This is a genomic window from Pseudoalteromonas caenipelagi, assembly GCF_013140855.1.
Lineage (GTDB): Bacteria > Pseudomonadota > Gammaproteobacteria > Enterobacterales > Alteromonadaceae > Pseudoalteromonas > Pseudoalteromonas caenipelagi.
This window is the reverse complement of sequence record NZ_JABBPG010000002.1, coordinates 672,246-684,449: the sequence shown is the minus strand read 5'-3', so window position 1 is coordinate 684,449 and position 12,204 is coordinate 672,246. Positions and strand designations below refer to the sequence as shown.

Here is a 12,204-nt window from a genome sequence, read left to right as displayed (position 1 = left end):
TTAAGCTGAACAATGAAACAATTAATAACCACCTTAGGTCTCGTCACGTTACTTTGTGCTTGCACTGGTTTACCTGAAAACATACAACCTGTTAGCAATTTCAATGCGCAGAAATACCAAGGTACATGGTATGAAATTGCACGCCTTGATCATAGCTTTGAGCAGAATCTAAGTAACGTAACTGCCACTTATACTATTAATAACGATGGCTCGGTCAAAGTCATTAATAGAGGCTACCACACACAAGACAATGAATGGCAGCAAGCGGATGGCATTGCAAAATTTGTTACTCGCGACGATGTTGGGCATTTGAAGGTCTCGTTCTTTGGGCCATTTTATGGGTCTTATGTTGTGTTTGAATTAGATCAAGACAAATATCAATATGCCTATGTCACCAGTTACAACAGAGACTATTTATGGCTGTTAGCTCGGACTCCAAAAGTTAGCCAATCTGTTATTGATGATTTTGTGCAAACGGCACAACAATATGATTTTGCAATAGAGCAACTGATCTACGTTCAACATAATGATATTGAATAAGAACCTCATTTATCTGTGTAAACCCCCTTTACAGTTTAATGACACCCATTCTTAAGACAGCTTGCGAGCAGTCTTATAACTGTATGAAAACTTTAACATTACTGTCAGGCACCTGTAACAGCGACAACCCAAGCTATTGCCTCCTTAACAATAATTAGCAATTGTAAACTGGAGTAACAATATGAAGCGTTTAGCCTTTTCTTTGATCGCAGGTGCCGTCACACTTGCGCTCACAGCATGTAATGGTGATGATGGAGCACAGGGTCAAAAAGGTGCTCAAGGCGAGCAAGGCCCTACGGGTCAAAATGGTGTAGATGGAACAGATGGCGCTAACGGTCAAGATGGTGCTAATGGCCAAGACGGCGCTAACGGTCAAGATGGTAAAGATGGCAAAAACGGTAGCGCAGGCTTAGTGCGTATCGCAACTGTCCCAAATGGCGCTGAAGTTACTGGTCTATATCTGACTGACAAAGGCGACTTGTTTTTCAACGTGCAACACCCAGCAGACAGCAACACAGTTGCTGCAAATGGCAAAACGTTTAACAAAGGTACCGTTGGGGTGTTAACTGGCGTTGATTTTAACAACCTCCCAAACAATATTGTTAGCTCTCCAGTGCCTGCTACGGAACAAGAACAACAAACAGTGATCACTGCTATAGGTCAATATCAAGTACTAGGCCAAACTGGTGACGTATTCTCGGATCTTGGTGCTAAAGGTGTTACTGGTGGGCTAGGGGTACACTACGGCATTAATACTAAGCAAGAAATAATCAAAAACGATAACCCTGACTTTAACGGTTTTATTGCAACGTCTGATAACGAAGGCTACTTATTTACCAACTGGGAATCATATCCAGGCGGTATGAGCCGCTTGAAGATGAGCAAAGATACCAAAGGCACATGGTCGGTAACTGAAGCTATGATGGTTAACTTTGATGGTGTGCAAGGTACAGCCGCTAATTGCTTTGGTTCAGTTTCGCCTTGGGGCACGCCACTGACATCAGAAGAGTGGATTGTAAATTCAAAAGTAGACACAACCACAGATGCAAGCTGGAATGACCCAAGCGACACCAGAACCGATGGGATCGAAGCATTAGTTGCACCTGATTTCCCAAATCCTTATCGCTACGGCTACATTGCCGAAGTACAAAACCCAACCAGCACATCACCTGATGTTGTGAAGCATTTCACAATTGGCCGTTATGAGCATGAAAACTCAGTGGTAATGCCTGACCGTCGCACAGTTTACTCATCACAAGATGACACGGGTGGCGTACTATTCAAATTTGTTGCTGATCAGCCTGAAGATTTGAGCTCTGGTACGCTTTACGGTGCCAAACTTAAGCAAGACGCAGGTTTAAGTGACCCAGCTGTAACCGGTTTTGATATTGAATGGGTGGAGCTAGCAAGCGGTAGTAACGCGAATATCGAAACTTGGGTTGCACAATACGATAACATCACAACCGCCGACTATGTAGAAGGCAAAACCAGCTACATCTCAATGGCAGATGTTCAAGCATGGGCAGATGGCAAAGCAACTTACCCAACTGAGGCAGAAGGCGGAAGCCCAGTAACCGCTGGTAAACCTATGGATGACCGCGTTGCATTTTTGGAGTCTCGCCAAGCTGCTCGTCTAAAAGGCGCAACGGCTGAATGGCGAAAGCTTGAGGGTATCAGTATCAACCATGACCGTGTACTTGAGGCTGTTACAGGTCAAGATTTAATCGCAGGTGAAGTCGTCAATAAAGCTTATATGTACATTGGCATTGCTGACCTTGATAACACCATGATTGATGACCAAGGCGATATTCAGCTTTCAGCCCGTGTTAAAGATTGTGGTGGTGTATATCGTGCTGCTATTGACAACAATTACAACTTAACGCGTATTGAGCCTGTTGTTATGGGCGCAACTTATCGCTCAAGCCTAACGGGCGCTGAGCGCTGTGACGTAAACCAACTTTCTCAGCCTGACAATGTAATCGTTATGCGTGATGGCCGTATCATCATCGGTGAAGACGGTTTCCAAGAAAACAACACGCTATGGCTATACGATCCAAAGTCTAAATAACAATCACACTGTAAAGCGGCACTCGATACGAGCTGCCGTTTTTTTTGCCCAGAATATGGAAGTCATAAAAATGAAATACCCTACTTTTGTCGCCTTATTTGCACTTTGCTTACTTGCTGGATGTGATCAACCATCACAACACCTAGCTACTCAATTAGAAAACCCTGTGGCAGATGCACCGTATCGTACAGGTGAAGAAATTCCGGCCGTAGCCTACTTGCAACATAACGAAACTTACAATGCTGAATCAGTTATTCCGCCGCAATGCTACACCAAAACGGACGGAGTAAATAACCCATGTTATGCCTGCCATCAAACCGACAAAAGTGATGTAAACAAACCGAATCAAATGTTTGATGGCCACCTGCAAGGTAGCTACGATTTTTCGGACCTGGGTACCAAAAATCATTGGAAAAATTTATTTATTGATCGAACAGAGCTGGTCAGAAATATTTCTGATGAGCAAATTTTAGAGTGGATCAATCAGGACAATTACAGCGAGTTTATCGCTAAGCAACAAAATAATGCTGATTGGCAAGGTGAGATCACCCCTATTCAGAACCTAGCCTACCCGAATAAAGCATTTGATGATTTAGGTTTTGCCAAAGATGGCAGCGGCTGGGTCGCATTTAACTACAAACCCTTCCCGAGTACATTTTGGCCAACAAACGGCTCGACAGGGGATGTTATGATACGCTTGCCAGAAGCGTTTAGAACCTCTCAGGGCGTCTACAACCAAGATGTATATATTGCTAACCTAAGTTTGGTTGAAATCGCGCTGAAAGGCTTAGATGGCGTGTCTACCCCTCTTATTGATGAACAACACATTGGCCTAGACCTTAATAACGATGGCCTACTTAGTAAAATTTCTTACTTAAACAAGCAAAATCGCTATTTAGGTGATGCAGATGATACTCTGGCTTATCAGCTTTACCCTGAAGGAACAGAATTTTTGCATACCGTGCGCTACATAGGAGTTGATAAAGAAGGACAAATCTACAACGCACCAAGAATGAAAGAAGTGCGTTATATGAAAAAGCATCGCTTCAAATCAAAAGCTGCCTTAGCTGCATCATACTACCGAGAGGCAAAAGAAAAGTCTTTTGAACAGCTTCCTCAAACTCTGTATATCGGAGATAGCGGCGTAAACAATACCTTTGGCTGGCTCATTAATGGTTATATCGAAAACGAACAAGGTCAATTGAGGCCGCAGCACAAACAAGAGCTGGCATTTTGTAACGGCTGCCATAAAACAGTTGGTTCAACCTACGACCAAACATTTTCATTTGCCCGTAAAGTAACGGGTAAGAAAGGATGGGGTTACATAAACCTAAAATCGATGCAAGACGTACCAAATAAAGGTCAGCAGCAAGGCGAGTTTTTAACTTATATGCAGCGCGTTGGTGGTGGTGATGAGTTCCGTCAAAACCAAGAAATGCTAAAACGTTGGTTTCAAAAAGACGGCCATGTTGATAAACAAAAAGTGGCTCAAGCAAAAAGCTTGTATGAACTGATAACACCTTCAGCAGAGCGAGCATTAGCCCTAAACAAAGCCTACTTAACGATTGTAAAAGAACAAAGCTACATATTTGGTCGAGATGCAACCCTTGTTAAAGCTCAAAATGTTTTACAGCACATTGATGAGTCACAACAACCACTGCAACCTGAACACCGCTACGTGTGGGACATGCAATTGGATTGGTCAAAACCATAACTTGATATAAAGCTGATCTCTTCGTAGATCAGCTTTTTACTAACTTAATGCCTATTCGCGGGGACTTAAAACCTAGGTTAATAAAGATCAGATCTTAACTAACTTTGTTGAAATAGGGCGTGAAATAGTGCGGACAGGCGAAAGCGCATAGTACATGCATCAAGAACTTTGCTCTACAGCTCCACATTCAACTTGAGCTTTCACTACCTTAAATTATACATTTCTATGTTTTTCATAAAGTTAAAATTTAAAAATTTGGTATTAAATATAGCCTCTAACTACAGATCAAACTTTTACTAACTCTATCTATAATAACGGCCCAACCACGCTGCTAGATTCTTCACAAACGCATTAAAGCACTTATGAGATCAGTTTTTTACTAACATGAGTGTTTATTTCCTACGCTATGAAGTGTGTTAAATCTGATTCAGATCATATTTTTACTAACAAGAACTTATTGTTTTATATAAAGATCACATTTTTACCAACTAATGCGAGAAATCAGATCAGATTTTTACTAACCATCGCCTGGTGAGATCAAGTTTATACCAACTTAGTTTGTAATAATGCCAGCCGAGATCACTTTTTTACTAACTAGCGTTGGTAAAATAATGATCTTTATCGCACTTAAGTAAGTCTAAACATACTGATACATCACTCAGTTCCAATAAATTCACTATGTATATGTAGCAAGTGAGTAAAATAGTGATCTATGAACATGTTTTGGTTAGAGCTGGTGAGGCAGTTAGTAATTTTTCGGTTTATGTACCCGCAAGCTAAATTTTAATATAAGATTATGTTAATATTAACTTTTCTTCTTTGGTTCATCACATGCAGCTTCTTAATCAAATCAGGGCATGCACGTTATGTGAGCAATCGCTTCCTCTGGGGCCCAACCCTGTACTGCAAGTAAACAAGCACTCAAAAATACTAATTGCAGGACAAGCCCCCAGCTTAAGTGTCCATAAAACGAACCGCTTATTTAACGATGCCAGTGGTCAACGCTTAAGAGCTTGGCTTAATGTTGATGAAGAACAATTTTACAATGCAAACAACTTTGCAATCATTCCCATGGCCTTTTGTTATCCAGGAAAAGGTAAGTCGGGGGATCTACCACCGCCTGCTACGTGCGCTAAAACATGGCACCATGACTTACTTGGCCAGCTGAATAATATAAAGTTAAAAATTATCATTGGCCAACATGCTCAGCGTTTCCACTTAGAAAAAGACAAGTCATTGACGGAACAAGTTAACAAGTGGAACACGCTACTACCAGCGCAAATCGTGTTGCCACACCCAAGCCCCAGAAATCAAATGTGGGTAAAACGCCATCCATGGTTTGAACGTGACGTGCTCCCAGCTTTAAGAGCACGTGTTAAAGAAGCATTAGAAGAATAGCGGCGGGTTTGCTACTTTCCTTGCTCGGCAAATAAGCGCAGCTCATCACCACTTAAACGGTAAATAATCCATTCGCTTTGTGGTTTAGCACCGATACTGTCGTAAAAATCGATTGCTGGTTTATTCCAGTCAAGTACTACCCATTCAAAACGACCACAGTCCTTTTCGAGGGCTAATTGCGCCAAATACTGCATGATGGCTTTCCCTGCACCATTGCCACGTTTATCTTGCGATACGTACAAGTCTTCGAGGTATAAACCGTGCTTACCAAGCCATGTTGAGTAATTGAAAAAGTAAACTGCAAAACCTATCGCCTCGCCATCTTGCTCACAAATAAGTGCGTGTGCAGTAGGGTGCTCACAAAATAATTTCTTTTCAATTTCTGATACCGTATTAAAAACAGCGTCAGGCTCTTTTTCATAAACGGCGAGACTGTTAATAAACGCCAATATAGTTGCAGCATCGCTTTTTTCTGCAGGACGAATTTGAATACTCATTTGAATCCTTGTTTAACCTTAAAATGCTAGTGTATGCTAAAGTGGCACATGAATTAAGTGCATATATTGCAACCTCAATATGCAAGGAAATCATCATTGTTACCAAATATCGATCTCAATCTACTCAAGCTGTTTGCATCACTCTATCAAACAGCCTCCGTTAGCAAAACGGCTCAGGAGCTAAACCTTAGCCAGTCAGCTTGCAGCCACGCTCTCTCTCGGCTTCGACAGCGTCTTGCTGATGAGTTATTTATTCGTATAGATAACGAAATGGTTCCGACTATGTTTGCTCAACAAATAGCTCAAAGCGTTTTACCCGCTATGCAACAACTCACCGTCGGATTAAAACCTTTCGAACCGTTTAACAGTGATTTACCCACCTGTTTCACTATCGCTACGACAGATTATACGGCTTGGTGTTTAAAGCCGTTGGTGCACAAATTCAATGCCCACTACCCACATATTAGCTTACAACTAGTCTCTTTGGAGCAGCGTATTCCTCAAGAAGCGTTACGGGACGGTAGCCTTGACTTTGCATGTGGCTTTACACATGAGCAAGAGAAAAGTGAAAGCATATTAGAGTATTCATGGTTTGAAGATAGGTATGTCACCGCAGTTTCAAAACACCACCCACTCGCAGAGCAAACATCGCTAAGCCTAAAAGATTTTTTGGCCCATACCCACATTCTCATTGCACCTTGGAACGAAACGAAAGGCATCGTCGATTCCATGCTGGCAAAAATTAAAAAATCCAGGAAAGTGGCTATCGCCTTGCCTCATGTTCTCACTGCACCTTATTATCTACAACACTCTCATCATTTGCTGACGCTACCTGAAACCTATGCCCTCCAAGTTACCAAGCCCCTTGAATTAGTGCTGCTGAAACCACCATTGGACATCCCTAACTACAAGATTAAGTTGTATTTCCATAAAACTAGACAAAATGACCCAAAACTGACGTGGTTTATTGAACAATTCAGTCAGTTTTCAAAACTGTAACGGTCCTTGACAAAAACACCATATCGCAGATCTATAAGCAATCCGCTTGCGTATAACACATAAGTGATGAACTCGTGGAATTGTTATGAAACTCGTTACATTATTATCTTGGCTACTATTGATGAGTGTTCCTGTACAGGCATCTATTGCTCAAAAATTACTACCTACATCCGAGCCTGTTGGTACTTCTCCAATACTGACTTATTTGTTTTGGGATATATATCAAGCGACACTCTTTGCGCCTCAAGGGCAATTTAGCAAAAACAAGCCTTTTATCCTAAAGCTACATTATTTACGTGATCTTAAAGGAAAAGACATTGCACAACGTTCGGTTGAAGAAATGAAAAATCAAGGATTTAGAGACCAGCAAAAGCTAGCTCTATGGCACTCTCAAATGCAGTCAATTTTTCCAGACGTGAGCCATGGTACAGAGTTATATGGCAAACGCACAATCAACGGAACAAGTCGTTTTTATCTAGGTGAAACGTTAATCGGTGAAATAGAAGATCCACAGTTTACTCAGCACTTTTTCGCCATTTGGCTTGATGAAAGAACCTCAGAGCCAAACATGCGAAAAGCCTTGCTTAACTTAGAATAGGGGATATCAACGTGCGAAAAACCATCACTGTAATGATAGCAGCTGGCGTGTTAAGTGGCTGCGGAACAAATATCAACCCACAGAAATACAATGATATTTCTCCTAGTTTTGACCCTTACCATTTCTTTAATGGGTCCGTAAAAGCTTGGGGGATTGTACAAAACCGTTCGGGTGAGCTTGTACAGCGCTTCACGGTCGATATCAAAGGCTCCATTAATAATGATAACACTTTGGTACTCGACGAAACATTTCATTATGAAGTAGGGGAGGGCGTGACACGCAGGGTATGGAACATCTCGGAAAATAATCAAACTGATATGCTGCAAGGTAGCGCCGACGACATACTCGGCATTGCACAAGGTCAACTATATGGTAATGCAATGAGGTGGCAATACAGTATGAATTTGCCTGTAGATGATACAAGCTATGAGGTTGCCTTTGATGACTGGATATGGTCTTTCAACGACAATACCATTGTGAATCGCTCTTACATCAAAAAGTTCGGTATTACGATGGCTGAGGTAACGATATTTATGCAGAAATTACCTAATGTAAATTAGTGCCTAGCTTTTAAAAGCATTTATGGGAGCCGCTTATACCAAGTTACTTTAAGTTTAGATAAGCGTTTTTAAATAGGAAATGCTTGTGAACTAACATAACTTGCAATCCAAAAAGGGAATTTTATTCAACTTCAAGGCGCTCTCACTTTTAATAGCAGACGATTACAAATAAAGGCAACCAGAGAGTGGAAATGAGTAAATCCGCTTAACCGAAGCTGATGTTAATCACTACTCATTTAAAGACAATTCCATAAATACACTCAGTGGGTTGTCTCTATAAAAACCGAAACATTCACGACGTTTAAAACCTAAGTTTTCATATAAATGAATTGCTTCACTTTGTTTGCTACCAGTCTCTAGGCGGATCAAAGGAATTTGCGCCTCTCCAGCATAATGAAGAAGTATCTGCATAATACGTCTTGAAAGGCCTTTTCCACGATAACTTGGGCGTACATATAAACGTTTAATTTCACCATATAAGGATTTATCAAACTGCTTTACAATCGCTCCACACGCCACAATTCCATCTTCATTTTTCAATCCTACAGCATGTACATTTGGCTGACGTAGTTCCTCGAGACTAAGAGATTGGTCGCTCGCAATCGGGTACAAAGTATTCATTAGACGGTCGATTTCAGAAAATACTTCAATAACACTTGGGTCTTCAGGATTTAAATCGACTAATTGCATAAATAATTCTCAGTAGTTTTGCGTATTTTTTACGAAAAACAAACTATACCGAGTTAGGACAAATGAACAAGCTTATTTATCCCAAATTCACAATAATTCGACTCGTTTTAATTAAACAATCTGGTAGATAACAACACAGGCAAGTTATATTAGGTACAATATCAGGGGTTGTTTAGATATTACAATTGCAAGATTAAGGGTACGCTAAGATACGTCCTCACACGGGTTTTGTGTGCATTGTGTTTCTTGTGCAACAGACTGATTAGCGTGATCTGCTTGGCTAGGAAAAGTAAATAGGGTTAATGCTAACAAAAGTAATGTAATTGCAAACGTTATTGGCAGAGTTAATTGCTGCTCAGAATCTACATTATAGGTACGAAATAATGACATGATGCGCTCCTAAAATAAAAAATAAGCTAACAATAAGCACCACATCCTTGAATGAAACTTTAACGCTATTAGCGACTAACTAAACTTTACCTTAATAAAGTATGAGTATTTATAACAAACAGAACAGGAAAACTCAAACAAAGTAACTAGAATAAAAAAGAAAAACCATACAAAAAAACTAAGAAAGCGCAATTATTCTATTTAATTCAATAAAATGCAAACTCATCTGACCAGATTAAAAATAACTCACTTTTTTGCAATACTTCCTCTGAAATAGGCTTAACCATTGCGATTCAAATTGAAAATAGTGAACCATGATAGGAACTCGTAAACCCCCTTTACAAGTTTTTCATTCATATCTTGGTGCTTTATTAGCTTTATATTTTCGCAGCCTCCCCCTTTACATCGTTATGTCTCACTCATCCAAGATGGACGTTCAAGACCAATTCATAAACATCAAAGATAGTAATGTTCTATTCACAGTTCATACAAATTTAAGCAAAAAAAGAGGGCCAACCAAGCCCTCTAATCAGTCTCGTTATTTAGTAACAGGAAACCCTCTGTCGCGCATCAATGCACTTACATCGGCATCCCTTCCTCTAAATAAACGGTAAGCCTGCGCTGGGTCCATAGCATTTCTTACAGAAAATAGATACTTCACCAAACGATCAGACACTTGCTTATCATAAAAACCACCAGGAGCACTTGCAAATGCCTCTGCAGCATCTGAAGTCAATACTTCTGCCCATAAATATCCATAATAGCTTGCTGCATAACCTTCTGACGAGAACACATGACCAAAATGCGTACTGCGGTGACGCATCACAAGTTCTTTTGGCATGCCTAACTTATCTAATTGCTCTTTTTCAAATTTTGCAGGCTCAATAAGTGCAGGGTCAGTACTATGATAAAGCAGATCCATTATTGCAGATGCTAGATACTCTGTAGTCGCAAAACCTTGATTGAATGTTGCTGACTTTTTAATTTTTGCTATCAGCTCCTTTGGCATCGGCGCACCGGTTTCCTGATGCACAAGGAAGTTATTAATAACTTCGTCCGTAGTTAACCAGCGCTCTAAAAGCTGCGACTGAAACTCAGTATAATCACGAACCCCGTTATGAGAGCTAGGGTAAACCACATCAGCAGATAAGAAATGCAATGCATGACCAAATTCGTGGAAATACGTTTCAGCATCCGACCAAGAAATCAGTGTTGGTTTACCTTCAGCACCTTTTACAAAATTAGAGTTGTTTGAACTAAGCACATTTTTTGGTCCGTCAAATGTGGTATAACTTCTATAAGTCGTTGCCCAAGCGCCTGAACGCTTGCCCTTACGAGCAAAAGGATCTAGGTACCACAAACCGATATGTTTACCAGTTGTCTTATCTTTTACTTCCCAAACGCGCACATCGGGATGAAACACAGGAACTTTACCAGCTGGGACTTCAGAAAACTCAAAATTGAACAACCTGCCGGCTACATAGAACATCGCCTCTCTAAGCTTATCTAGCTGTAGATATTGCTTTACCTCGTTAGAGTCCAAGTCATACTTGTCCTTACGCACTTTTTCCGCATAAAAGCGATAATCCCACGGCTCAATTGTAATACCAGCGCCTTCCTTATCTGCAATAGCTTGCATATCAGCAACTTCTTCTTTTACTCGAGCAATTGCAGCTGGCCATACCTTATTCATCAATTCCATCGCATTTTCAGGCGTTTTAGCCATGCGAGATTCTAGTTGCCATTGTGCGTAGTTGTCATAACCGAGTAAATTAACACGCTCATGACGTAAGGTGAGAATATCTTTGATAATCGCGTTGTTATCATACTCATCACCATTACCACCTCTGTTGTAGTAATTTTTCCAAACCTGTTCTCTTAAGGCTCGCTCTGTCGAGTAGGTTAAAAACGGATCCATAGAAGAGCGAGAATTTGTAATTGCATACATGCCCTCTTTGCCACGCTCTTTTGCAGCTGCAGCCGCTGCATCAACAAATGACGAAGGAAGACCAGATAGCTGATCCTTTGATAGATAAACGACATAGTTTTCTTCATCCGCTAACACATTGGCAGAAAACTTAGTGTATAAAGAGGCAAGTTCCTGGTTAATTTGCGCATAACGCTCTTTGGCTTCACCTGTTAACGTAGCACCATTACGGGCGAAGCTATTGTACGTCATCCAAGTAATACGCTGTTCTTCAGGGGTAAGGCTTTTTAGCTCCTCGCTTTCGTAAACTGTCTTGATACGCTCGAATAACTTACCATTCTGGTTGATTTTAGAATAAAAAGAAGACAATTTGGGCGCCATCTCACTACTAATTTCTCGTAGCTCAGGACTCGACTTGTTAGCTCTCCAAATACCATAATATGCATAGATTCGGTCTAGCGTTTGCCCGGCGCTTTCAAGAGCAACAATGGTATTTTTAAATGTTGGGGCTTCAGGGTTATTAGCAATGGCCTCAACCTCAGCAAGTTGTTCGGCCATACCTGCCTCTAAGGCCGGTTTTAAGTCAGCAAGATTCATCTTGTCAAATTGAGGAACGCCTTGATACGGCCCTTTAAACTCTTGTAGCAGCGGATTACTTTGTACAACCTGTGCAGCGACAACTTGTTCTTGGGTCGATGTAGCACTACACCCAGCTAGCGCAAACACAATCGCTGCACTCAAAACCGTTATTGTTGGTTTAATCATAATATACTCTTTGTATTTTTTTATTTTGTTAATTAACCTCATTGGATTGCTCAGTTTA

General features: G+C 40.8%; 11 protein-coding genes. 7 read left to right on the top strand and 4 right to left on the bottom strand.

All coding sequences use genetic code 11. The features are described 5' to 3' along the window. Positions 1-12 precede the first annotated feature (12 nt). The 4 genes from HG263_RS07700 (at position 13) to HG263_RS07685 (ending at position 5,720) form a co-directional block, all read left to right on the top strand. The gene (locus HG263_RS07700; protein ID WP_171625490.1) at positions 13-540 is read left to right on the top strand and encodes a lipocalin family protein; all 528 of its coding nucleotides are present in this window, start codon (positions 13-15) and stop codon (positions 538-540) included. A gap of 181 nt (positions 541-721) precedes the next feature. After that, positions 722-2,608: an alkaline phosphatase PhoX gene (locus tag HG263_RS07695; RefSeq protein WP_171625489.1), complete on the top strand. Its 1,887-nt coding sequence runs from the start codon at positions 722-724 to the stop codon at positions 2,606-2,608. 70 nt (positions 2,609-2,678) lie between these two features. Beyond that, positions 2,679-4,322, top strand: a complete 1,644-nt coding sequence (locus HG263_RS07690; RefSeq protein ID WP_171625488.1) for an Aq_1262 family (lipo)protein — start codon at positions 2,679-2,681, stop codon at positions 4,320-4,322. Between the two features lie 831 nt (positions 4,323-5,153). Continuing rightward, on the top strand, positions 5,154-5,720 hold the full coding sequence (locus tag HG263_RS07685; RefSeq protein ID WP_171625487.1) for a uracil-DNA glycosylase family protein: 567 nt from the start codon (positions 5,154-5,156) through the stop codon (positions 5,718-5,720). Positions 5,721-5,731: 11 nt separating this feature from the next. Here HG263_RS07685 and HG263_RS07680 read toward each other — a convergent pair whose 3' ends face one another. Beyond that, the gene (locus HG263_RS07680; protein ID WP_171625486.1) at positions 5,732-6,217 is read right to left on the bottom strand and encodes a GNAT family N-acetyltransferase; all 486 of its coding nucleotides are present in this window, start codon (positions 6,215-6,217) and stop codon (positions 5,732-5,734) included. Between the two features lie 96 nt (positions 6,218-6,313). On the opposite strand from HG263_RS07680, the gene HG263_RS07675 reads away from it, so the two are divergent. The 3 genes from HG263_RS07675 (at position 6,314) to HG263_RS07665 (ending at position 8,374) form a co-directional block, all read left to right on the top strand. Further along, a complete protein-coding gene (locus HG263_RS07675) occupies positions 6,314-7,216 on the top strand; it encodes a LysR family transcriptional regulator (protein ID WP_171625485.1) in 903 nt (300 codons plus the stop codon). A gap of 85 nt (positions 7,217-7,301) precedes the next feature. Continuing rightward, the gene (locus tag HG263_RS07670) at positions 7,302-7,814 is read left to right on the top strand and encodes a chalcone isomerase family protein (protein ID WP_171625484.1); all 513 of its coding nucleotides are present in this window, start codon (positions 7,302-7,304) and stop codon (positions 7,812-7,814) included. A gap of 11 nt (positions 7,815-7,825) precedes the next feature. Beyond that, on the top strand, positions 7,826-8,374 hold the full coding sequence (locus tag HG263_RS07665) for a DUF3833 family protein (RefSeq protein WP_171625483.1): 549 nt from the start codon (positions 7,826-7,828) through the stop codon (positions 8,372-8,374). A 228-nt stretch (positions 8,375-8,602) separates the two neighbouring features. Here HG263_RS07665 and HG263_RS07660 read toward each other — a convergent pair whose 3' ends face one another. From HG263_RS07660 to HG263_RS07650, 3 genes are all read right to left on the bottom strand, one after another. Further along, complete coding sequence (locus HG263_RS07660) at positions 8,603-9,064, bottom strand: GNAT family N-acetyltransferase (protein ID WP_171625482.1); 462 nt, start codon at positions 9,062-9,064, stop codon at positions 8,603-8,605. A gap of 204 nt (positions 9,065-9,268) precedes the next feature. Next, positions 9,269-9,454 (bottom strand): hypothetical protein, encoded by a 186-nt coding sequence (locus HG263_RS07655; protein WP_171625481.1) that lies wholly within the window; start codon positions 9,452-9,454, stop codon positions 9,269-9,271. Between the two features lie 538 nt (positions 9,455-9,992). Further along, positions 9,993-12,146 (bottom strand): M3 family metallopeptidase, encoded by a 2,154-nt coding sequence (locus HG263_RS07650; protein WP_171625480.1) that lies wholly within the window; start codon positions 12,144-12,146, stop codon positions 9,993-9,995. Positions 12,147-12,204 lie beyond the last annotated feature (58 nt).